This is a genomic window from Leptotrichia sp. oral taxon 417 (assembly GCF_013394865.1).
Lineage (GTDB): Bacteria > Fusobacteriota > Fusobacteriia > Fusobacteriales > Leptotrichiaceae > Leptotrichia > Leptotrichia wadei_A.
In genome coordinates this window covers 1094110-1116704 of record NZ_JABXYV010000001.1, presented here as the reverse complement: position 1 = coordinate 1116704, position 22595 = coordinate 1094110, and the positions used below count along the sequence as shown (strand labels likewise).

General features: G+C 29.2%; 22 protein-coding genes and 1 pseudogene. 5 read left to right on the top strand and 18 right to left on the bottom strand.

Annotation, left to right across the window (positions count from 1 at the left end; genetic code table 11):
• Positions 1-3: 3 nt before the first annotated feature.
• The 10 genes and pseudogenes from HW276_RS05290 to HW276_RS05245 all read right to left on the bottom strand — a co-directional run bounded on the left by HW276_RS05290 (position 4) and on the right by HW276_RS05245 (position 8709).
• Positions 4-948, bottom strand: coding sequence for an AEC family transporter (locus tag HW276_RS05290; protein WP_147003487.1), 945 nt, complete (start codon positions 946-948; stop codon positions 4-6).
• Between the two features lie 127 nt (positions 949-1075).
• On the bottom strand, positions 1076-1768 hold the full coding sequence (locus HW276_RS05285; protein WP_178937690.1) for a M15 family metallopeptidase: 693 nt from the start codon (positions 1766-1768) through the stop codon (positions 1076-1078).
• 184 nt (positions 1769-1952) lie between these two features.
• A complete protein-coding gene (mnmA, locus tag HW276_RS05280) occupies positions 1953-3059 on the bottom strand; it encodes a tRNA 2-thiouridine(34) synthase MnmA (RefSeq protein ID WP_147003485.1) in 1107 nt (368 codons plus the stop codon).
• Positions 3060-3350: 291 nt separating this feature from the next.
• Positions 3351-4007: an HAD family hydrolase gene (locus HW276_RS05275; protein WP_178937689.1), complete on the bottom strand. Its 657-nt coding sequence runs from the start codon at positions 4005-4007 to the stop codon at positions 3351-3353.
• 39 nt (positions 4008-4046) lie between these two features.
• Complete coding sequence (locus HW276_RS05270) at positions 4047-4268, bottom strand: DUF896 domain-containing protein (RefSeq protein ID WP_018449912.1); 222 nt, start codon at positions 4266-4268, stop codon at positions 4047-4049.
• 462 nt (positions 4269-4730) lie between these two features.
• Positions 4731-5240: a hypothetical protein gene (locus HW276_RS05265; protein WP_178937688.1), complete on the bottom strand. Its 510-nt coding sequence runs from the start codon at positions 5238-5240 to the stop codon at positions 4731-4733.
• A 78-nt stretch (positions 5241-5318) separates the two neighbouring features.
• Positions 5319-6692, bottom strand: coding sequence for an FAD-dependent oxidoreductase (locus tag HW276_RS05260; protein WP_178937687.1), 1374 nt, complete (start codon positions 6690-6692; stop codon positions 5319-5321).
• A 288-nt stretch (positions 6693-6980) separates the two neighbouring features.
• The gene (locus HW276_RS05255; protein ID WP_178937686.1) at positions 6981-7940 is read right to left on the bottom strand and encodes a lipopolysaccharide assembly protein LapB; all 960 of its coding nucleotides are present in this window, start codon (positions 7938-7940) and stop codon (positions 6981-6983) included.
• Positions 7941-8195: 255 nt separating this feature from the next.
• Positions 8196-8452, bottom strand: a pseudogene (locus HW276_RS05250) (Txe/YoeB family addiction module toxin).
• Positions 8452-8709, bottom strand: a complete 258-nt coding sequence (locus tag HW276_RS05245) for a type II toxin-antitoxin system Phd/YefM family antitoxin (protein ID WP_053393071.1) — start codon at positions 8707-8709, stop codon at positions 8452-8454. The pseudogene HW276_RS05250 and the gene HW276_RS05245 overlap by 1 nt, the downstream one beginning before the upstream one ends.
• Positions 8710-9031: 322 nt before the next feature.
• Here HW276_RS05245 and HW276_RS05240 point away from each other — a divergent pair, with 322 nt between their 5' ends.
• From HW276_RS05240 to HW276_RS05230, 3 genes are all read left to right on the top strand, one after another.
• On the top strand, positions 9032-10420 hold the full coding sequence (locus tag HW276_RS05240) for an MATE family efflux transporter (protein ID WP_178937685.1): 1389 nt from the start codon (positions 9032-9034) through the stop codon (positions 10418-10420).
• Positions 10421-10735: 315 nt separating this feature from the next.
• Positions 10736-11086: a cupin domain-containing protein gene (locus HW276_RS05235; protein WP_094080280.1), complete on the top strand. Its 351-nt coding sequence runs from the start codon at positions 10736-10738 to the stop codon at positions 11084-11086.
• Between the two features lie 146 nt (positions 11087-11232).
• Entirely contained in the window at positions 11233-11547 is a 315-nt protein-coding gene (locus tag HW276_RS05230; protein ID WP_178937684.1) for a helix-turn-helix domain-containing protein, read from the top strand.
• Between the two features lie 80 nt (positions 11548-11627).
• Here the strand turns inward: HW276_RS05230 and HW276_RS05225 are convergent, their stop codons facing one another.
• The 3 genes from HW276_RS05225 to HW276_RS05215 form a co-directional block, all read right to left on the bottom strand.
• Positions 11628-11777: a hypothetical protein gene (locus tag HW276_RS05225; protein WP_178937683.1), complete on the bottom strand. Its 150-nt coding sequence runs from the start codon at positions 11775-11777 to the stop codon at positions 11628-11630.
• A 193-nt stretch (positions 11778-11970) separates the two neighbouring features.
• Complete coding sequence (locus HW276_RS05220) at positions 11971-12552, bottom strand: TMEM175 family protein (protein WP_178937682.1); 582 nt, start codon at positions 12550-12552, stop codon at positions 11971-11973.
• A 216-nt stretch (positions 12553-12768) separates the two neighbouring features.
• Positions 12769-13353 carry a TMEM175 family protein gene (locus HW276_RS05215; RefSeq protein WP_178937681.1) on the bottom strand — a complete coding sequence of 195 codons (585 nt, stop codon included), beginning with the start codon at positions 13351-13353 and terminating at the stop codon, positions 12769-12771.
• 227 nt (positions 13354-13580) lie between these two features.
• Here HW276_RS05215 and HW276_RS11765 point away from each other — a divergent pair, with 227 nt between their 5' ends.
• Positions 13581-13799 carry a LysR family transcriptional regulator gene (locus tag HW276_RS11765; protein ID WP_255460340.1) on the top strand — a complete coding sequence of 73 codons (219 nt, stop codon included), beginning with the start codon at positions 13581-13583 and terminating at the stop codon, positions 13797-13799.
• 14 nt (positions 13800-13813) lie between these two features.
• A complete protein-coding gene (locus HW276_RS05210) occupies positions 13814-14431 on the top strand; it encodes a LysR substrate-binding domain-containing protein (protein ID WP_255460339.1) in 618 nt (205 codons plus the stop codon).
• Between the two features lie 35 nt (positions 14432-14466).
• Here the strand turns inward: HW276_RS05210 and HW276_RS05205 are convergent, their stop codons facing one another.
• The 5 genes from HW276_RS05205 to HW276_RS05185 all read right to left on the bottom strand — a co-directional run bounded on the left by HW276_RS05205 (position 14467) and on the right by HW276_RS05185 (position 22542).
• Positions 14467-15309: an aldo/keto reductase gene (locus HW276_RS05205; protein ID WP_178937680.1), complete on the bottom strand. Its 843-nt coding sequence runs from the start codon at positions 15307-15309 to the stop codon at positions 14467-14469.
• 373 nt (positions 15310-15682) lie between these two features.
• Positions 15683-18709, bottom strand: a complete 3027-nt coding sequence (locus HW276_RS05200; RefSeq protein WP_178937679.1) for a type I restriction endonuclease subunit R — start codon at positions 18707-18709, stop codon at positions 15683-15685.
• 37 nt (positions 18710-18746) lie between these two features.
• Positions 18747-20144: a restriction endonuclease subunit S gene (locus HW276_RS05195; protein WP_178937678.1), complete on the bottom strand. Its 1398-nt coding sequence runs from the start codon at positions 20142-20144 to the stop codon at positions 18747-18749.
• A 108-nt stretch (positions 20145-20252) separates the two neighbouring features.
• Positions 20253-20741 carry a hypothetical protein gene (locus HW276_RS05190; RefSeq protein WP_178937677.1) on the bottom strand — a complete coding sequence of 163 codons (489 nt, stop codon included), beginning with the start codon at positions 20739-20741 and terminating at the stop codon, positions 20253-20255.
• A 118-nt stretch (positions 20742-20859) separates the two neighbouring features.
• Positions 20860-22542, bottom strand: a complete 1683-nt coding sequence (locus tag HW276_RS05185; protein WP_178937676.1) for a type I restriction-modification system subunit M — start codon at positions 22540-22542, stop codon at positions 20860-20862.
• Positions 22543-22595: the final 53 nt, after the last annotated feature.

Sequence of the window (22595 nt, the reverse complement as noted above, 5' to 3'; positions counted from 1 at the left end):
TATTTATACCAATCCTGCAACTTTTAAGATGTATAGCCAGCCTGTTAATGTAAATATGCTCATAATCGTTGTAACCATAACTGTTCCAGAAGTTACCGAGCCGTTATGCCCCATTCCTCTCGCCATTGTAAACGAAGTTGGAGTTGTCGGACTTCCCAACATTCCAAGCACTGCAACCAGTTTTTCATCCTCAAATCCCATTTTTACCGCTATTGGCAAGAATATCGCAGTAAGTATTATTAATTTAAATGAAGATGAAACTAGCACAACTTTTATTTTAGAAAAAACTTCCTTCACATCAAAACTCGCTCCAAGTGCCAGCAATCCAAGCGGAGTCGCTGCAGCCGCAAATGTCGAAATAGATTTTTTCATAATAACAGGCTGTGGAATTTTTAACATTGCCCAAATCATTCCAGCTAAAATTCCCAATATTAAGGGATTTTTAATAACTCCCTTTAACGTATTTTTCAAGACAACTCTGTTTAATTTTCCCTGTTCTGGGCGAAGCAGCATCAAAATCACAACTGAAGCTACATTATACAACGGAACCGCTCCAATTACCATAAGCGCCACAATCTTAGCCTCTCCATAAACATTCTGCACAAAGGCATAAGCAAGTAAAGCCGCACTGCTCCTAAAGCTGGCCTGAATAAATTCTCCACGAATTGACCTGTCCTTCAAAAAAATTGATGAAATACACATTATTAAAATTGAAAGAAATGTTGTAAAAAAGCAAAATAATAAATATTTCAAATCCCAAATTGCTGAAAAATCAGACAATGACAATTCCTTGAATAAAAGCGCAGGCAAAAGAGCCAAAAATACAAACCTGTTCATCTTATCTGCAAATTCCAAGTCTATTACTCCAACTCTTCTAAAAATATACCCAAGTATCATAAGTAAAAATACAGGCATAGTTGCATTTAAACAAAATATTAATTCTTTCATTTTCCTCCCTTATTAAATATTAAATTAGTCATTTAGATTTTGAAGTTCCTTTCTTTCAATTGCCTCGATCTTTGTGATTAAAAATACTGTTATTATTCAGTACTTACCACTTTGATACCTACAAATATTAAAAGTCAAAATGCATATAATCAGCTCTTGAAAATCCAGCTCCCCAAGTCCATCCTTTTTTAGAAAATGCTTTTACAACATCTCCGTCTGGAGTAATAGAATAAGGATTTATTCCTGGTTCCCATTTTTTACCTACTAAAACTTCTCCATCAGCACTTATCTGAGGATTTTCATCAGGATTTATATCTATTGCACGGCCAGTACTATGAAGGCTAGTTAGCCCATTAGATCGCCAATTATAGCCTCCTAATGATTTAATAGGAAATTTTTCTGGTCCATTGTATATTTCAGTAAATATACTTTTCACATCTTCTGCTAATAAATTTAATACTTGTACTTTTGCCTTGCTTGAAACCTTTTGCCCATTTTTTAATTTCCATATAGGAACCTCAACCCAAACCATATGTTTTACTGCAGTTTCGTGAGAAGGATTATCATAAACATCTTGTAATTCTGCATCAATTCTTTCATGATATTCAATATAATATTCCCACATAGGATCAACAACAATTTCTACTTGTGGAGTTTGAACATTTTCGCTTCTTGATTGACTATTATCTGGTATATTTTTATTTTCTTGATTTCCTGGTTTAAATATACCTTGTATTTCATTATAAGCATAAAGTTTATTTCCTGTTGAGATTACACTTAAAATAGAGAATACTCCTATAAAAAGTTTTAATTTTTTCAAATTCTATCATCTCCTTTTTTTATATTAGACATGTTCGATAACCTAATTTTTTTATTTTTACAAGGGAGCAAGACTTATGCATCTTCTGCCAAATATTTAAATGTTATAGCAATCGAAAGAAAAAAACTTCAAAATCTGAATGACTGTTTTTTAAAAGCTTGAACTAATTTCAAAAATAAACAATTTATTTTATAATTTTATCAATAACTCCCCCGCCGAGGCAAACCTCACCATCATAAGCAACCACAATTTGCCCTAATGTCACAGCCTTTTGCGGTTCATCAAATATCACTTCATATTCATTTTCATCAAGTTTATTAATTACAGCTTTTGTATCCTTTTGTCTATATCTGAATTTCACAGTACATTCCAATGGAAACTGAACTTCATTTATAAAGTTAAAATCTGTTGCAATTAAACCTTTTGAATAAAGCACTGAATTATCCCCTTGCGTTACAATCAATTCATTTTTTTCCAAATCCTTATCCACAACAAACCAAGGCTCTCCAGTCCCTTCCTTCGTATTTCCGATTCCAATTCCCTTTCTTTGTCCAATTGTGTAATACATAAGTCCATTATGATGTCCTAGCACTTTTCCTTGCGTATTTACAATATTTCCACCCTTTGCAGGCAAATATTGGGATAAAAATTTATTAAAATCACGTTCTCCAATAAAGCAAATTCCTGTACTGTCCTTCTTCTTAGCCGTTGCCAAATTATATTTTTCAGCAATCTCACGAATTTGAGGCTTTGTATATTCTCCCAATGGAAACAGCACCTTTTCCAATTGTTCCTGACTTAATTGACAAAGAAAATAAGTTTGGTCTTTATTGTCATCAACTCCTCTTAACATAGTCGACTTTATTCTTTTCCCATTTTCATCTTCCACTTCCTCGTGAATAATTCTTGCATAATGCCCTGTCGCCACATAGTCTGCCCCAAGTTTCATCGCATAATCTAAAAATGCACGGAATTTAATTTCCTTGTTACACATCACATCAGGATTTGGAGTTCTTCCCCTTTTATATTCATCAAGAAAATAAGTAAAAACCTTATCCCAATATTCCTTTACAAAATTTACCGAATAATAGGGTATTTCCAATTGTTCAGCCACAGCAATTACATCCTTATAATCCTCTTCTGCCATGCAGACCCCATTTTCATCCTTTTCTTCCCAATTTTTCATAAAAACGCCAATCACATCATATCCTTGTTCTTTTAATAAAATTGCCGCAACAGAAGAATCCACTCCACCCGACATTCCTAATACAACTCTTTTTCTTTTTTCCATAAAAATTCCTTCTCCTTCCCTCTTTTCATAATTCTTTGACTTCTTTCACTACTTAATCGCTTTATAAAAATAAGTATACCACAATATCCATTAACAGACAAGAAAATATATTTGAATAATTATTTCCTTAACTTTTTGGTTCGCGATTAACTTCATACTTAATCTCTTTAATACCAGATTATTTTAATAAATAAAAAAACGGAAATTAATTATAGTTTTCAAAACAAATTCCGTTTTTTACTTTCTAAATCAGACTTTTTTAAAATTCACTTATTCTAAAAGAATCTAAATTTATTTTATTTTTTTTATAATTTCCTGAACATCAGATACTTTCACATCTTCATTAATTCCAGTTTCACCTTTCACTTCACCAAATCCCCATTTACAGTAAACAATATCAACTCCAGCATTTTTAGCAGTATTTACATCCACAAGCATATCCCCGACAAATAATATTCTATCTTTTGGAACATCCAAATTTTGTGCCATTCTGTCAACATTATAAGGATTCGGCTTATTCGGATACTCCTTTTCATTCGATCCAAATATCCCATCAAATCTCCATTTCGACAATTTTTTTTCAACAGCAGACAAAGCCGTTTCATGATCCTTATTCGTCACAATCCCTTTTTTTATATTATTTTCTGTCAAAAAATCCAGCAATTCAGGTATTCCTTCATAAGGCTCAACACCATAGTCAAAGTAAATATCATAATATTTTCTTATAACTTTTTCCATTTCCTCATTCGTTACATCCGTATACTTCTCTTTTCCCAAAATATTCCGAGCCAACCCTGAAACTCCACCACCAACAAATTTCACACACTCATCAATAGAATACTGCTTTTTCCCAAGTTCTTCCATCGCTGAATTTACAGTCTTTGTAATAGATTTTGACGTATCCATAAGCGTCCCGTCCAAATCAAATATAACTAAATCATATTTCATAAATTTTTATTCACTCCTTCCCCAATTTGCTTTATTTTTTTACGCTTCAGGCTCAATAACATTCCCATCATCATCAATCGGATTCCCGTCATCATCCACTCTAACAACCTTAATACTGTCCAAATGCCCTCTCACACTTTCCTTAAATTTCTCAATATACATTTTTCTATATTTTTCACGCTCTTTCTTCTCTTCCTCCGTCAACTCTCTCTCACGTGCTAATTTTGAAAATTCATTTATTTTTTTTATAATGTCTTCCATTTTTAAATCTTCCTTTCTAAAAATATTACTTTATATTTCTAATTTCCACCTTAATTTTATCTAAAATATGGCATAATAGATATGTTCGATAACCTAATTTTTTTATCTATACAAGGGGTCAAGACCCCTTGCTTCAAGATATTTATTTTATTAAATTCTAAGTTTGTATAGTTATCGAACAGGTCTAATATATTAAAGTAAAATTCTATTGTGTTTAAGCCCTTAATGTTGGGCTTATTTTTTTATCTTTTTTCTATTGCAAAAATTTCATAATCCAAAAAGTATATAACAATATTATTATACTGCATTACTTGTAATTTATCAACACTTTTTACTAAAGCATTTCTTTAAAAAAATTTATACATTTTCACAAATATCTATAGCAAAAAATCACAGTTAATCTTAATAACCGTGATTTTTATTTAAAGAAATTTTTTACTTATTATTCTATCTTATTATTTTTTAAAATGCCGAAACAGCATATCCTATAAATGCAATATATGATATAAAAATATTTGCAATATCCAGTAAAGATAGTGTTAAATATCCACAATCTCGCAATTTATCTCTATCTTTTCTTAAAATTACAATTATAAAAATATACACAATTACTGTAATGAACGTAATAAGATATAATTCTAGCATATTTAAAAGAAATAAAACAATTATTATATCAATTGTTATTATTGAAAATAAAATATAATTATGAATTTTTTTGTTTCTTTTATTTATCAAAAATATTAAAATAGCAACATAGTAAAAAACTGAATGAAATATTTGACTAGGTACTAAAATAATTGCATTTCTCATCAAATCTATCCATTCTAAAAAATAAATTATTTCAGAAATTAAATCAATTTTCAAGAACCTTTTTACTTTTTTCTTTAAAAAAATTATTCTTATAATATTAAAAATAATCTTAAACAGATTATAAAATACTACTAATCCCATAATTATTAAAAACTCGCCCATTTATTCTCCATTCTTTGTAGTATTTTTAATTACTTCATAAAAATTCATAAATTTTAACTAAAATATTTTTTATTTTCTTTATTTCACGCTTCCAAATAAATCATTCAAAGCCTCGCTCATTGTCGGATGAGTAAATATCATGTCTTTTAGGAATGTATATTTTTGTTCAGCTTTCATGGCCGCTGCAACAATGTTTATCATTTCGTGGGAAGTGTTACATAGTAAAGTACATCCCAATATTTTATCTGTTTTTGCATCTACAACTGCTTTAAGAAGTCCATCTGTTACACCTTCTATTTTTGCTTTTGGAATTGCCATTGCTTCAAGTCTTCCTGTTTTTACTTCATATCCTTTGGCAATTGCTTCACTTTCAGTCATTCCAACTCTTGATAATGGTGGATTTACAAATACGCTGTATGGAATTACATTTCTATCGTTTACTGTTCTATTTCCTCCATTGTAAAGATTATCCCTTATTATTCTAAAGTCATCAAGAGAAATGTATGTAAATTGAAGTCCGCCTTTCACATCTCCCATTGCCCAAATGTTATCAGCTGTTGTTTTCAATGTTTCATCAACTACAACTGCACCTTTTCCATCAGTTTTTACTCCTGCTGCTTCTAAATTAAGCCCTTCTGTATTAGGTTTTCTTCCGATTGCCACAAGAATTGCGTCTGATTCAATTTCGCTCTTGCTTGCTCCTTGTGAAATTTGCACATATCCTTTTCCATTTTTATCAATAATTTCCTCAATTTTTGATTCCAATAAAAATTTAATCCCTTTTGCCTCAAATATAGCCCTTGCCCTATCAGCAATTTCTTCATCTTCTCTAGGCATAAGTCTTTTTGCTAAATCAATTACCGTAACTTCTGACCCAAAATCAGCATACATCGAAGCAAATTCCAATCCAATGTACCCTGCTCCCAAAATAGTCAATTTCTTAGGAAGTTCCTTTAGTTCCATAATTGAAGTGCTTGTATAAACGTGATTACTTTCTTTAAGTCCTTTTATACCAGGAATTATTGTAGTCGAACCTGTATTTATAAATATCTTTTCCCCTTCAATCTGAACATTTTCCCCATTACTTTCAATATTAACCACATTTTTTGAAGCAAAACTTCCAAATCCATCATAAATATCAATATTTTCCTTTGTAGCCAGCATTTCATAATTTTTTCCACGCAATGCACCAATCAATTTATTTTTATTATTTATACTTTCTTCATAAAATCTTTCTTTTTCTTCAATACCATTTAACCCTTTATTTTTAAGAACTTTTGTACTGTCAACAAGCTTTTTCGTAGGAATACATCCAATATTTATACAAGTTCCTCCATACATCTTATCCGATTTCTCAACCAAAGCCACATTCTGACCTTTCCCAGCCAAAAACCCTGCCAAAGTTTTTCCACCTTTTCCAAATCCAATTATTATTGCATCATATTTTTTCATCTTTTTCATCCTTTCCATTTTATACAATTATAATTACATAATTGTATTTATTATAAAATTAATTTTTATATTATAAGAGTACCACATTTTTCACAAAAAAACAAGAGTATTTGTGTTTACAAATTTTGATTCCTGTTTTATTTAATATTTTGCTTTTCTACTTCTTATATAAAAATATCTGATAATATTTTGATACATTTAACAAAATACAACCTTTCATTGCTTTTTTCTCTTTTAAAACAAATCTCACTTCTTTAATTCTTCCTAGATTTTAACTTCTCGATATTTCTATTTTTTTAACTCTTTCAATTCATCGTTTATTTTTATAGCTTGATTATATTTTCCTTGCTTTTCATACAGCGCTGCCAAGCTCGTTAACGCAAGCTCCTTATGTGCAAGTTCTTTTGCTTTTAAAAGGTTATTTTCAGCCTTACCGTAATCTCCTTTCATTTCATAAACTTTTGCTAACAGACGTAATAATCTTGCTCTTTTTTCTTCAATATGTTTTACATTGTCTTCTGAATGTGAAAATAATTTTTCCGATTCTTTTAATAACCATTCTTCAGCTTTGCCATAATCTTTTTTCGACATATAAAGTTCCCCTAAAAGTCTTTCTGCATTAGGATATTTTTCATTAACAAGTTCCTTGTAGAGTTTTTCAGCTTCGTCAAAGTAATCGTGTCTCTGATAATAAAAAGCCAAAGCATTTTTTACCTCAATATTTTTATTTAAATTTCTTTTAAATGCTTCCACCACTTCGCTATCAATTTCTTTCCTTTCTCCATATACCCATACTCTAAACAAGATGTCCTCGCTGTAATCTCCTTGATCCATTGCCCTTATATAATACTTTCTCGCATTTAACTCCTCCATACGATTAGCATATATCCACCCTGCAAACGCACTTGCTTCCTTTACTCCTCTGTCCGATCCTTTTCTTGCCCATTTCAGTGCCTCTTCTTTTTCCCCTCTTGCACTATAATTTCTTGCCAGATAATAATCTGCCATCGGAATATCCTTTTCCACACTTTTAAAATACACTACCCCAATTCGTAAATATTTTCTCTGGACTTCTATCCCTTTTTTCAAAACTCTTTCTTTTTCTGCAATTGTCGGATTTTTCTTCATTTCAGCAATCTCTATTTTTGCCTTTTTTAAAGTTCCTTTTTCCTCCTCCGAAAAGGGAATATTCCCACTACAGCTCACTAAAAATAATACACTTACCAAAATTAAAATTATCTTTTTCATAACTTGCCCTTTCTATATTTTTTCAATATTAACAAAATTTATATTTTAAATTTTATATAGTAATATTATACCCTATTTTTTTCATAAATTTTCTTTAAATAGAATTTTTCTTAAAAATGACTCTACACAATAATATTTACAAATTTTGTTATATAAATTTCAAAAAGACAAAAAAAAGACCACTTAAATTAAGATTTTCTCTCAATTTTAAAGAAGTCTGTTTTTTAATCATGCCTTTATTTTTCGTAATTTCTATTATTTATGATGACTTGCACAGGCAATAACTACTATACTTGTTTCTGTCAGTTTATATATAAACCTGTGCTTATCAGTAATTCTTCTGCTCCAATATCCACTCAGTTCATGCTTTAAAGGCTCAGGTTTCCCTATCCCTTCATTTCCGTTTCTTTTGATGTCTTTTATTATTTCATTTATTTTTTGACTATTTTTTTATCCTGTTTTTGCCATTGGAGATATTCTTCCCAAGCCTCATTATTCCAAATCAAATTCATTATTCCACCTCAATTATATCATGTATTTGTACATTTCCCGCCTCTACTTCTTCTTTTCTTTTTAACAGTTCATTATAATATTTCTTATTTGACATAATATAAAGATTTTCCATCAAATTGTTATATTCCTCTTCACTCATCAGTACCACATTTTTGTCATTTTTTCTTGTTATGATGACTGTTTCATAATCATCAGTTGCCTTATCACAATATTTTTTTAAATTGTTTCTCACATTTGAATAATTTGTAGCTATCATACTAATCACCTCTACTTATTGTACAATATTTTTGACAAAAAATCTACATGTTTTATATCATTTTTTATTTCTAAAGTCAGTTTACATTACAACAAATTCTTTTATTCTAAAATCTACCATAATATTCTGTTCTAAACTAAATAAAAAAATTTGAAAACCTTTACCAAATGTAGTAAAATACTCATAAGATATTATTTTTTACTATACTAATATGATGGCTTAAAACTGGGATTTTTTCTCAGTTTTCTTGTTACAAAAAATATTTTCTCTTTTTATCAGAGATAATTTTATCATATTTAAAAATTTTGGAAAGGAAGGAAAAATGGGAAAAACGAAAGCAATAAATGAACGGAAAACTAAATTTGGTACAGAACCTGTTGGAAAATTACTGGTTTCACTTGCGGTTCCTGCTATCATTGCTAACTTGGTTAATGCTCTTTACAATGTTGTGGATCAGATTTTTATTGGGCAAAAAATTGGGTTTCTTGGGAATGCGGCTACAAATGTAGCTTTTCCACTTACGACGATTTGTCTTGCGATTGGGCTTATGACTGGAGTTGGAGCTGCGACTAACTTTAATTTGGAATTGGGAAGGAAGCGTCCGAAAAGGGCAAAAAGCGTGGCTGGAACTGCGGCTACAATGTTACTTTTAAGTGGTATTATTTTGTGTATATTAATTAATATTTTTTTAAGACCAATGTTGACGGCCTTTGGGGCTACTAATCAAATTTTTGATTATGCGATTGAATATACTCAAATTACATCTCTTGGAATACCGTTTTTATTATTTTCGATAGGAGCAAATCCTATGGTTAGAGCTGATGGAAATTCTTTTTATTCAATGCTTGCAATAGTTATTGGAGCTATTACAAATACGATTCTTGATCCGCTGTTTATGTTTGGATTTAATATGGGAATGGACGGTGCTGCTTGGGCGACTGTAATTGGGCAATTTATCTCAGCAATTATGCTAGGATTATATTTTTTTAGATTTAAAAGTGTAAAATTTGAATTGAAGGATTTTAAGATAAAAATACGAGAAATTTGGATTTTGTTTATGTTGGGAACATCGCCTTTGATTTTCCAATGTTCTGCACTAATTGTTCAAATTGTGACAAATAATTTATTGAAAATTTATGGTGCGAAATCTATTTATGGAAGTGAAATTCCTATTGCCGTTGCTGGAATTGTTATGAAAATAAATGTCATATTTATAGCAATTTTATTGGGATTGACGCAAGGAGCTCAGCCTATTGCTGGATTTAATTATGGAGCAAAAAAATTTGCAAGGGTTCGAGAAATTTTAAAATTATCTCTAAAAGTGGCTTTTATTATTTCTTTAGTAGCATTTGCAATCGCTGAACTTTTCCCTGTTCAAATAATTTCTGTCTTCGGTAACGGAAGCAAACTCTACTTTCAATACGGAACAAAATATATGCGAGTATTTTTATTCTTCATATTCCTAAATGGTATTCAAGGTGCTATTACAATGTTTTTAACATCAATTGGAAGGGCCTCAAAAGGAGCTTTTTTGTCACTTGTAAGACAAATTATATCACTTTTACCATTACTAATAATTTTACCATATTTTATGGGTATTGATGGAATTATGTTCGCATTCCCAATAGCAGATTTCATAGCTTTTGTTGTATCTGTGATTGTTTTGAAAGGGGAAATGAAGAGCATTCCGAAAATGAATCAAGATGTATAAAAAATTTAGAGAATTGTAAGATTTGAAATTTTTAAAAATAAATTTTATTGAATTAAAAGCTATCTCATAAGGGTTATTTTATGAAATAGCTTTTTTATAATATTTTTGCAACGAAAAGCTTTTCGTTTCATTTTTTATTTGTCGTAATATATTATATAATTTGTGTATAGAGCTATTTTTAAGATTTATTCAATCATTTTCTTTATATTTCCACAATTTATACCAAAAGGTAACTATATAACAAAAAAGTGCATTCTTGCTATTTGTTTCATTATGTTATAAAATAAACACATAAAAGAAAAGGAGGAATCATATATGAAAAATTATTCAATAGGAATTGCGGATGGAGCAAGAACAGAGTTCCATCAAACATTAGGATTAACAGGAGCGGAAGTAAGTTTTAACAGTTTACCTGCAGGTGTAAGTGTACCATTTGTTCATTCGCATAAAGAAAATGAGGAAATATATATAATTACAGAGGGTAAAGGTACTCTGACAATTGATGGTGAAGTTGTTAAAATAAAAAAAGGAAATGTAATTAAAATATCCCCTAATGGTAAAAGACAATTTGCAGCCGCAGATGATGAAGGTATCAGCTATGTATGTGTTCAAGTAAAGGAAAATTCATTAACTTCATATACTGAAAATGATGGTATTATATATTAATAGGGTTTGTCTCAAAAAGAAAATTTAAAAATAATGTGGGAGCTGTATTTTTGAATTATTTAAAATTTTAAAATTTTGAGACAGCTCTTTTTTTGTACTTACTTAAAGTATCATATGATGATATAATGAATACAAGAGGTGATTTTATGAGAAAAATATATACAGAATGTCCAGTTGAATATACTGCTTCATTAATAGCTAATAAATGGAAAATACTAATATTGAGGGATTTATTAACTGGTACAAAAAGATATAATGAATTAACAAAATCTATAGTCGGAATCAGTGCAAAAGTTTTAACTGAAAATTTAAGACAACTTGAAAGTGATGGAATAGTTACAAGAAAAGTATATCCAGTTGTTCCACCAAAAGTAGAATATTCTCTTACAAAGAAAGGTAGTGAACTAAAACCCATTTTTGATTTAATGAACGAATATGGAAATAAATATAAGAAAAAATAAGTATACTGTACCCAAAATTTTGTACACACCCTATAAAGTGATATTACAAATTTTAAGCTAATATCACTTTTATTTTAAACTTATAATCTATTTCCTAAAAAATTCAATTTAAATCTCCTAATCTCTTCATCTTCTTCTCTCATCTGTGAATCATTTTCATTTCTTATTTCCTGTATTACAGGATTTACCTTAGCTACAGCATACACAGCAGTATTGAATGAAAAAAACATACCATAAACAATACAAAATTCGTTATTTTTCTCATAACAAAATATCTCCTTTTCTATTCTTCTTCAGGATAGGTCATTCCTCATTCTTTACGTAATTTTCTCATAATATCTATTCCAGCTTCATTTTGTTAATTTCTACTCAATAAAGTATATCCTTGTTTCAAAGTGAAGTCAAGAAGAAGAATACTATTGTTTATTTTCTTCTTTTTGCCGCTTTATATTGTGCGGGAAGTACAATTCCAAGTAAAGTAATATAAACACTTATCATCATTGCAGGCGGATAAAAGGTGCACGATATTATTAATCCCATAATTTTTATAATTATATCAATACTTAACCATCTCATCCTTATTTTTAATGATTCCTGTGATTTCTCATCGTTTCTATTTGCTTTTCCTATCAAATGCCCAGAAATTATATTACAAAATGTAACAGCCAGAACTATTATCCCATAAAATCCTTGTGCTACACTACTGTTGTAATATGAAGTGACAAAAGAAGTCACATAAGGAAAAAACGAAGAAAAAAACAGTAAAACTACGTTTGCCCAGACAACTGCCGGTGTAATGTATTTTATTTTATGCCATTCATTATGCAGATTTACCCACATTGTTCCAAGCCAGAAAAATGAAAGCGTATATGCAAAAAAATTTACTCTTAAATTCCAAAGGGCTTTTAAAGTTGCTGTTTCAGGCTTTTTTAGCTCTAATATGAGAATTGTCATAATAATTGCAAGTACGGCATCCATAAAAGCTGCCAATCTTTCTTTATTCATAGTTAAACTCCATTCCATGATTTTATAATAATAGTACAATTGTATCATAAATCAGTAGAAAATTCAATTTTCAGTTTTTCATATTCTTCATCTGAAACTTCTTCAAACCACTCTGCATCTCCAGCTGTAATGACAATATGTGAAAACCAGCTGTCTTTCGTTGCTCCATGCCAATGCTTTACATTTTCATGATCAGTATTAGATTTACTACTCCTATTAATCCCTTCTTCTTTTTATTGCCTTACACTGTTCCGGAAATGCAATTCCAAATAAAGTAATATAAACACTTATCATCATTGCTGGCGGATAAAATATACACGATATTATTAACCCAATTATTTTTATACTTATATCAACTTTTATCCATCTTATCATTATTTTTAATGATTCCTGCAATTCTTTATCATGTTTATTCACCTTTTCTATCAGATACAACGAAATTATATTGCAGAATGTAACAGCTAGAACTATTATCCCATAAAATCCTTGTGCTACACTACTGTTATAATATGAAGTGACAAAAGAAGTTACATATGGAAAAAATGAAGAAAAGAAAAGTATTACTACATTTACCCAGACAATTGACGGTGTAATATATTTTATTTTATGCCATTCATTATGCAGATTTACCCACATTGTTCCAAGCCAGAAAAATGAAAGCGTATATGCAAAAAAATCTACTCTCAGATTCCAAAGGGCTTTTATAGTTGCCGCTTCAGGTTTCTTCAGTTCTAATATAAGAATTGTCATAATAATTGCAAGTATGGCATCCATAAAAGCTGCCAATCTTTCTTTATTCATAGTTAAACTCCATTCCATGATTTTATAATAATACAATTATATCATAAATCAGTAAGGAATTTAAATTTTTAGTTTTTCATATATAATCTTCTTCATTTTCTTATTTTTATTTCCTTATCTTTATATAGTAATAATACTAAAATTTAAGATAGAAGTACAATACCGTTTAGAAAATGTGCTATAATTAAAATGCATACTAGAAATAAAAATTATATAAGGTGATTAATATGATAGAATTGGAACAACTTAAACAGCTTATTGCATTTGCAACATATGGAACATTATCAAAAGCTGCTGAAGAATTATATATTTCACAGCCTGCCCTTTCCCGTTCGATACAAAAGCTGGAAAAAACTTTAGGGGTTGAACTTTTTGACAGGAAAAAAAATAAGATGGAATTAAATCAAAATGGAAAACTGTTATCCAGTACGCAGAAAAAATATTAAATCTTGTAGATGAAATGGAAGAAAAAGTTAATAAAAATAATCAGGTTCTAAATAATTTTTCAATTGGTTCATGTGCTCCAGCTCCATTGTGGGATATGATTTCATTATTTGGAAGATTTTATCCTGAAAAATATATTCTTCATAAAATAGAAAATAATCTTCAGTTATTTGAAAAACTTAAAAATGACATTTATCAGATGATTATACTTTCTGAACCTATTGATAATTCTGAATTTTTCTGCATAAAATACAAAACTGAACAACTATTTTTATCAGTTCCTTTGCAGCATCCACTGGCTAAAAAGAAGGAAATACATTTTTCAGATATTACAGATGACAGAATGCTCTTATTCAATCCAATAGGAATATGGAAGGATGTAGTTTTAGAAAAAATGCCTAATATGAACTTCCTTATCCAAAGTGACAGGATTATTTATCAGGAATTAGCTGAAATGCAAAATTTACTACATTTCCGTTCAAATTTCACACTTGAACGTGAAGATAATTTTAAAAATAATATTTCAATTCCGATTATTGATAAAGAAGCAAAAATGACATTTTACTGTATTTGTAAGAAAAATATAAAAAATGAAATAAAAAAAATATTTGATAGTTTTAGTAAAGATTCTTAAAAAATAAGAGGGAAGAAATCTCCCTCTTATTTTTATTATTTCCTTCCATTAAGCCATTTTACTATTTCCACATCATCATGATTTAAGAATAGACTTTCCTTTTTATCAAGTTCAGATATTTTCTCCATATCCTCACTGTTCAATTCAAAATCAAATACATTAAAATTTTCTTCAATTCTTTCTTTTCTGACTGATTTTGGTATTACAACTACATCTCTTTGAATTAGCCATCTTAAAATTACCTGAGCCACAGATTTATTGTATTTTTTACCAATTTCAGACAAAATTTCATTTGCAAATATTCCATTTTTTCCTTCTGCAAAAGGTCCCCATGATTCTATTTGAACCCCATATTCCTTCATTATTTCATTTGCTTTAACCTGCTGATTGAAAGGATGTGTTTCCACCTGATTTACAGCTGGCACTACTTCATTATTCATAATAAAATCAACCAGTCTGTCAGGATAGAAATTACTTACACCAATTGCCTTTATTTTCCCTTCCTTATACAGCTCTGTCATCGCTCTCCAAGCTCCATATACATCATTAAATGGCTGATGTATCAGATATAAATCAATATATTCCAAATCCAATTTTTTTAAAGATGTTTCAAATGCTAATTTTGCCTTTTCATAATTTACATCACTTGCCCATAATTTTGTTGTAACAAAAATTTCTTCTCTAGGTATACCACTTCTTTTTATAGCTCTTCCCACAGCTTCTTCATTTCTGTAGGACGCAGCTGTATCAATTAATCTATATCCTGCTTTTAACGCATTATAGACTGCTTCCTCACATTCTTTCATATCATCAATTTGAAATACTCCAAATCCCAATATAGGCATTTTTACTCCATTGTTTAAAGTTACGTATTTCATAATATTTCCTCCTAATTTTTATATGTCATTTTTTAATTACAGTTGTACTTTTAATTTTCTTGAACTTATTTTATCAATTTTTTCCTCTGAAGTCTAATATCAATTTTGCAAGTTCACTATAACTAAAATGTATACTATAAAGTTATCCCTCATAAATTGTAATATTAAATACAACATTCTTTTTATCTTGACAACAACAATTTTTGAGATACAATATATTAGAGAATTTTTGAGATACAATATATTAGAGAAAAATAAAGAATTAAAAATTTTTTTATAACATAAATTGCACCAATCTATTGATGCAATTTTCTCCCTAAATTTATCATAACTTAAATAATAAATATCTAATATAATCAATGAATTTGTTATTTTAAATCCCTATAAAAATTTCTACCATTTTCCGTATTTTCTCTAATACAGATTGTTTTTTTACCTCTCTTGCCCCTTTTCTTCGTGAAGTCGGCGGAAGAATACTATCTAATTCAGAGCCAGCATAATCAACAAAACCTTTATTTATAGATTTTTCAATAAATCTTCTAGAATCTTCTTTTAAATTCTCATCTTTAACTAATTCATCAATTTTTTCCTTCTTTTCTTCTTTTGCATATTTATAAAAAGCGTCAAGAATTTCTCCATTATTTTTCAATTTTTTTAAATCTGTTTTGTTAATAAAATTTATAACTAAATTCTCTTTAGCTCTAGTTCCTAAACTTGTACGTATAATTCTTCTTATTTCAGATTTCAATGTTTCAATATTATCATGTTCTTTTGTCTTTTCTAAAATTAACTCTAAAATATAATCTAAATTAATTTCATCCGTTTTCAGCAAATCAATTTGAAATTCAATATCAGAAAAATCAATTCCTTGTTCGTTACTATTATTTTGATCATCTTTTCCAGCATTTCTTATTTCTTCACAAATATCCACATAAACACTCTTCATATCCTGCATTTGTCTATCAGATATAATTTTCTCAAAATTTTCAAATTCATCGAAATTCTTAAGTATATTTTCTGTTTTAAGCAATTCTCCAAATAATTCTGCAAATTCCTTTTTATCTTGATTTTTTTCAATTTCAACAGGCTTTGGAAATTTTTTAACTATTTCATTACACAAATCTATATATCCTTTTACTGATTTTCCTGTTTCCTCATCTTTAAATCCCTTTATATAGTCGTTATAACTTTTTTCAAGAATTACATTTACACTATTTTCATCTCCAAAAGTTTTAATAGCATTTTTTGTAGCCTTTTCCAAATCTCTAAAACATACAATATTTCCAAAAGTTTTGACTTTATTCAGAATACGGTTTGTTCTTGAAAATGCTTGAATTAATCCATGGTATCTCAAATTTTTATCAACAAACAAAGTATTTAATGTTGGTGCATCGAAACCTGTCAAAAACATTCCCACAACAATTAAAATATCAATTTTTTTATCCTTAACCTTTTTAGACAAATCTTTATAATAATTCTGAAATTCACTTCCATTTGTTGAAAAATTTGTTTTAAAATAATCGTTGTAATCAGATATCACTTTATCCAAAAATTCTTTCGCTGTCGATTCCATTGCACTTGGCTCAAAATTTTCATCAGGAATATCTCCTATCGCATTCCGCTCTTCATTCGCAGCAAAACTATAAATTGTCGCTACTTTCAGTCTTTTTTCTTCAGGCAAATTTTCTTGCTGTTTTTGAAATTCTTCATAATAAAGTTTTGCCGCTTCTACACTTTGAACAGCAAATATAGCATTAAATCCGTTTAGCCGTTTCTGTTTTATATTATAATATTCATTTCTATGAGTTTTTGTATTATATACTTTTAAAATATATTCTACTATTTTAGAAATTCTCTCAGGATGCAACAACATTCTTTTTTCAAGTTCCTTAAGCTTTTTATCATCTGTTTCTGTTTCAGCCGCTTTAAATTTTGCCCTAATATCATTATAATCCACTTTAAATTTTAAAACTTTTTTATCACGAATAGCATCTGTTATAACATAACTATGTAATTGAGCTCCAAAAATTCCAGCTGTTGTATCACTTCCAAGAGCATTTTCAGGAAAAATTGGTGTTCCTGTAAATCCAAACTGATAATAATTTTTAAAAGATTTCCTAATATTTTTTTGTGCATCTCCAAATTGTGAACGATGACATTCATCGTAAATTATGACACAATGTTTATCGTAAATTTCATGGCTTGGATTTTTTTTGACAAATTCATTTAATTTTTGGATTGTTGTAACAACTATTTTGTTATCCTGTTTTTCAATACTTCGTTTAAGTTCTTTTGTATCTTTACTACCATTTACACTATCAGGCTGAAATTTCTGATATTCCTTCATTGTCTGATAATCCAAATCTTTTCTGTCAACTACAAAAAACACTTTGTCTATATAATCAAGCTCTGTAGCAAGTTTTGCAGTCTTAAAGGAAGTCAAAGTCTTACCTGAACCTGTTGTATGCCAGATAAATCCTCCTGCTCCAATTTTTCCTGATTTTCTGTTTTGAAAACTGGATTCTATTTTCCACAAAATACGTTCTGTCGCTGCAATCTGATAAGGTCTCATTATAAGTAGTGTATTATTTGAGTCAAAAACACAATATTTTGTCAAAACTTCTAAAATAGTTCGCTTTTCAAAAAATGTTGCTGTAAAATCTTTAAGATCTCTAATAACTTTATTTTTCGCATCTGCCCACTCACATGTAAATTCATAATGATTTTTATTCTGTGCCGTAGTATTTGCAAAATAACGAGTATAAGTTCCATTTGAAATTACAAAAATCTGAACAAATTTATAAAGTGAATTTTCAGCATTGAAGCTTTCCTTGCCGTATCTATCAATCTGACTAAATGCCTCATGAAGACTTACTCCACGTTTTTTCAATTCTATATGAACAAGCGGCAATCCATTAACTAATATCGTTACATCATAACGATTTTTATGCTTACCTTTTTGCTTAATTTGATTACAAACCTGTAAAATGTTATTATGTATATTTTTTTTATCAATAATTTTTATATTTTTCAAATGTCCGTCATCAAAAATAAAATCATAGATATAATTTTCCTGAATCTTTCTAGTTTTCTCAATCATTCCGTCATTTGGACAATCAAGATATTCCACTAAAAATCTTTCCCATTCTTTATCTGTAAAAGCAACTTTATTTAATCTTTCAATTTGAATCTTCAAATTTTTATAAAGTTCCTCCGATGTCTTCCCATAAAATCTTTCATAACCTTGACTTTCTAAATCCCTTATCATCCCATCTTCAAGTTCTTTTTCACTTTGATATGTATCTTGAACTTGAAGTATTTCTTCATAATTAGCTAAAATAATTCCATTCGTCATCTCAGCAATTGTTGATCTTTCATAAATCGCACTTTTTTCCGACATTTAAACTCACTTCCTTTATCTTCCCCCTTTTAAATGTCTATTTTTCAAAATCCAATAATTTTTCCCTGTAATATTCATACTGTTTTTGTCTTAGCTCTATTTCTCTTGGTAAGCCCTGTGATAAATCATTGACTAAAGCGTCAAATTTATTCAGAATTGATACAATATATTCTTGTACTGGCAGTGGAGGTAGCGGGATTTTATATTCCATTATTTTTTCTTTATCTCCACGTGGCATTTTAGCTCCTTTTGAATACTTGATGTTATAATCAAAAAACTTTTCATCCGATAAAATTTGATAAAGATATCTAGATAATATTTTATTTTTATGTTTCTTATCTATGCTAATTACTAAAACATCTCCATTCGTTCCCCCCTCAATATCAGCAAGCCATATTTTACGCAAATATGGTCTTATATTTCCAATTAAAATATCTCCCATATTAAATTTTACTGAATTTCCTTCTGTTGGAACATTATTTGAATCTATTTTACCTAATCTATTTTTTAATAAATTTTCTACTCCAACGTAGTTTTTTTCATTTAAATATTCAAATGATATTCTATCTTTTGAATATTTTGCTACTTCACTCAATGTTTTCCATTCAACTTTATCATTTATATCAATGCTCACAACCTTTGCTGCTTCTTTTAGCAATTCAAAAAATTTACTCGTTATTTGTCGCTGTGCTGTGCTGTGCTGTGCTGTGCTGTGCTGTGCTGTGCTGTGCTGTGCTGTGCTGTGCTGTGCTGTGCTTAGAGCATATCCTTCTTCTTTATCAAATGTCAAGAGTTTTTCTCGATAATATTCGTATTGTTTTCTTCTTTGTTCTATTTCCAAAGGCAATAATCCTTTTGTATCAGAAAGAAGTTCCTGAAACCTATCTAAAATTTTTACAATTTTATTTTGGATTTCTATTGAAGGGACTGGTATTTTTAAATTTGAAAGTGTTGTCCCATTTGTTAATGCTCTAGTTGTATACGTGCTATATCTGATAACATTTTTTCTAAATTCATATGTTTCAAAACAATAAGCACAATATTCTGGTAATAATAATTCTGTAATTGGTCTTGCTCTTAATACAAATCCACTAAAAACTCCCTTTTCAACATCATCTAATAAAACTGATGTTTTTCCTATTTCTTCTTTTGTTTCAGAAGTTCTAGTAAAAAAAACGTCTCCTCTTTTTATACTATATCTTTTTTGTTCATCTTCTGTTGTTTCTACTGAACCTATCAAATCATTTGAATAAATTTTATTCCTTTTATAGACATCCATATAATTTATAATTGGTGTTCCTTTTCCAAAAAAATCCTTTCCTTTATTTAAACCATTTTTAAATTCAAAAAGTTCTCCTAATATTTTCCATTCTATAAATTGATTTTCTGTAAATTTTTCAGAAATTTTATTCAAGTAATCTTCACTTAATAACATATCTCTATAATAGTTATACTGCTTATTTCTTGCCTGTAATTCTGCCTGTAATTCTGTAATATATTTTGTAAAACTACTAAGTTTTTTTATGACCTCTTCTTGTTTTTTTTATGAAGGTAAAGGTATTTCGATTTTATTCCATCTTTCAAAATCAAATCGAAATCTAGCACCTGGTTCTTTTATAGAATCAATTTTTTGTAAAATCTTAGAAGATTTTAAGTAAAGCAACAAATAATTTGGCATTATTTTTTTCTCATCAATTTTAAAAATTACATACATAGGACTTAACAGACCAGGTTCTTTATCAAACAAGCAATCTATCGAACCTATATTTAACCTTGCCGGGTTATATGCAAACATATTTTCTCTAATAACATTATAATTTCCCGTATCTTCACTATATATTTGATACTCATTTTTCTGTTCTTTATTTTCCCAGTATTCTAAAGAAGGAATTATTCCATAATCTTTACTAATAGTGTAGACTTTTTTTATATCTTTGTTATGTTGTGCTTTTTCAGAATATTTTTCTATTAAATCCCCCAGTTTCTTCCACTCAACCTTTTCCCCCACTAAAAGTTTTTCCATAAATTTCATTATTTCTCTCCCTCTTTTAGTCCTTTTCCCTCAATTTTACTTTGTCGAGTGGTAGTCAACAGAAGAGTCTTTTACCACATTTTACAAATTCCCACCCATAATATTTAATATTACTTACTTATTCACTTTCAAGCTCCTTCACTATCTCATTTATAGAAGCTCTTAATTCATCTATTCTTTTTACTGTTTCTTCAATTTCCTTATTCAACACATCAATATCTATTTTTTCACGAGTATCTTCCTTTTCCACATAAGTTGAAACTGACAAATTATAGTCATTCTCAGCTATTTCACTATTATCAACCAATCTTGCAAAATATTCTACATCAGTTTTTTCTCTAAATTCACTTACTATTTTTTCAATATTTTCAGGTTGCAAAATATTATTATTCGTTTCTTTTTTAAATTCCTTACTTGCATCAATAAATAACGTTTTATTTTCTGTCTTATTCTTTGCCATTACTAAAACACAAGTCGCTATTGATGTTCCAAAAAACAGGTTTTCTGGAAGCTGTATTACACAATCTACAAAATTGTTGTCTATTAAATATTTACGAATAATTTTTTCTGCGCCTTTTCTATAAAAAATACCTGGAAAACATACTATTGCTGCTCTTCCTTTGCTTGACAAATAACTTAATGAATGCATTATAAACGCATAATCTGCATAAGATTTTGGTGCAAGTTTTCCTGCTGGTGCAAATCGTTCATCATTAATAAGTGTCGGATCTCCGTCTCCTATCCATTTAATCGAATACGGCGGATTTGAAACAATCGCATCAAAAGGCTTTTCATCATTATGCAACGGATTAAGTAAAGTATCTCCACGTTTTATTGAAAAATTATTGTAGTTTACATTGTGTAAAAACATATTCATACGAGCCAGGTTAAAGTTAGTCATGTTTATTTCCTGCCCAAAAAATCCCTCATCAATAATATGTTCCTCAAACTGCTTTTTCATTTGTAGTAGCAACGAACCACTTCCACATGTCGGATCATAAACTTTATTTATGTTTTCTTTTCCTTCCATCACAAGCCGTGCTAAAAGTTTTGAAACAGTTTGTGGAGTAAAAAATTCTCCTCCTGACTTACCAGCATTGCTGGCATAATTTGAAATCAGATATTCATACGCATCTCCAAAAGCATCTATATCATTATGCCGAAAACTCCCAAAATTAATTTCAGAAATTCCTGTTAAAATATCTGCTAATCTTATATTTTTTTCAGCAACCGTTCCACCTAAACGATTACTCGTAGTATCGACATCTTCAAATAATCCTTTAATATCATCTTCCGACTCAAATCCAACAGCACTTGCTTCAATAGCTTTAAAAATATTTGCTAAATCTGTATTCAAATTTTCATTAACTAAATCCCTGTCAATAAAGACTTCTAGCGGTTTAACTTCAATCGCATCAATTATTTCTTTCGTAATTTCAACAGATTTTAAGTCGTAAGAAGGAAAATTCAATTCAAATAATTCTCCTTTTTTATGAACAGTTAAATCGCCACTCAATGTGTCAAATACGATTTTATCAATATTTTTTTCATAAAAATTAGTTATCACAAAAGCTGTCGCCAAAGTAGCATGTCCACAAAGGTCGATTTCTCCGCCAGGCGTGAACCAACGCAATCTATATTTTTTATTTTCCTTTACAGCAAAAGCCGTCTCTGACAAATTATTTTCTCTCGTAATCGAAAGCATTAAGTCGTCATCTATCCAAGAATCCATAATACACACAGCAGCAGGATTCCCTTTGAAAACAGTATCTGTAAAGGCATCTACAACATATTGTTTCATATTTTTCCTTTCTGTTTATTTTGAAATAAAATTTAAAAAATTAGTTTTGAATA

What these genes read in the sequence shown, in the direction of transcription:
- HW276_RS05205 (WP_178937680.1), bottom strand. Translation starts at nt 15,309, where the DNA reads ATGAAATACGTAACTTTAAACAATGGAGTAAAAATGCCTATATTGGGA.
- HW276_RS05255 (WP_178937686.1), bottom strand. Translation starts at nt 7,940, where the DNA reads ATGAAAAAGATAATTTTAATTTTGGTAAGTGTATTATTTTTAGTGAGC.
- HW276_RS05195 (WP_178937678.1), bottom strand. Translation starts at nt 20,144, where the DNA reads ATGTTATTAAGTGAAGATTACTTGAATAAAATTTCTGAAAAATTTACA.
- HW276_RS11765 (WP_255460340.1), top strand. Translation starts at nt 13,581, where the DNA reads ATGATAGAATTGGAACAACTTAAACAGCTTATTGCATTTGCAACATAT.
- HW276_RS05265 (WP_178937688.1), bottom strand. Translation starts at nt 5,240, where the DNA reads ATGGGCGAGTTTTTAATAATTATGGGATTAGTAGTATTTTATAATCTG.
- HW276_RS05270 (WP_018449912.1), bottom strand. Translation starts at nt 4,268, where the DNA reads ATGGAAGACATTATAAAAAAAATAAATGAATTTTCAAAATTAGCACGT.
- HW276_RS05245 (WP_053393071.1), bottom strand. Translation starts at nt 8,709, where the DNA reads ATGATAGCTACAAATTATTCAAATGTGAGAAACAATTTAAAAAAATAT.
- HW276_RS05210 (WP_255460339.1), top strand. Translation starts at nt 13,814, where the DNA reads ATGGAAGAAAAAGTTAATAAAAATAATCAGGTTCTAAATAATTTTTCA.
- HW276_RS05220 (WP_178937682.1), bottom strand. Translation starts at nt 12,552, where the DNA reads ATGAATAAAGAAAGATTGGCAGCTTTTATGGATGCCGTACTTGCAATT.
- HW276_RS05185 (WP_178937676.1), bottom strand. Translation starts at nt 22,542, where the DNA reads ATGAAACAATATGTTGTAGATGCCTTTACAGATACTGTTTTCAAAGGG.
- HW276_RS05290 (WP_147003487.1), bottom strand. Translation starts at nt 948, where the DNA reads ATGAAAGAATTAATATTTTGTTTAAATGCAACTATGCCTGTATTTTTA.
- HW276_RS05215 (WP_178937681.1), bottom strand. Translation starts at nt 13,353, where the DNA reads ATGAATAAAGAAAGATTGGCAGCTTTTATGGATGCCATACTTGCAATT.
- HW276_RS05190 (WP_178937677.1), bottom strand. Translation starts at nt 20,741, where the DNA reads ATGAAATTTATGGAAAAACTTTTAGTGGGGGAAAAGGTTGAGTGGAAG.
- HW276_RS05260 (WP_178937687.1), bottom strand. Translation starts at nt 6,692, where the DNA reads ATGAAAAAATATGATGCAATAATAATTGGATTTGGAAAAGGTGGAAAA.
- HW276_RS05240 (WP_178937685.1), top strand. Translation starts at nt 9,032, where the DNA reads ATGGGAAAAACGAAAGCAATAAATGAACGGAAAACTAAATTTGGTACA.
- HW276_RS05200 (WP_178937679.1), bottom strand. Translation starts at nt 18,709, where the DNA reads ATGTCGGAAAAAAGTGCGATTTATGAAAGATCAACAATTGCTGAGATG.
- HW276_RS05230 (WP_178937684.1), top strand. Translation starts at nt 11,233, where the DNA reads ATGAGAAAAATATATACAGAATGTCCAGTTGAATATACTGCTTCATTA.
- HW276_RS05235 (WP_094080280.1), top strand. Translation starts at nt 10,736, where the DNA reads ATGAAAAATTATTCAATAGGAATTGCGGATGGAGCAAGAACAGAGTTC.
- HW276_RS05225 (WP_178937683.1), bottom strand. Translation starts at nt 11,777, where the DNA reads ATGTTTTTTTCATTCAATACTGCTGTGTATGCTGTAGCTAAGGTAAAT.
- HW276_RS05275 (WP_178937689.1), bottom strand. Translation starts at nt 4,007, where the DNA reads ATGAAATATGATTTAGTTATATTTGATTTGGACGGGACGCTTATGGAT.
- mnmA (WP_147003485.1), bottom strand. Translation starts at nt 3,059, where the DNA reads ATGGAAAAAAGAAAAAGAGTTGTATTAGGAATGTCGGGTGGAGTGGAT.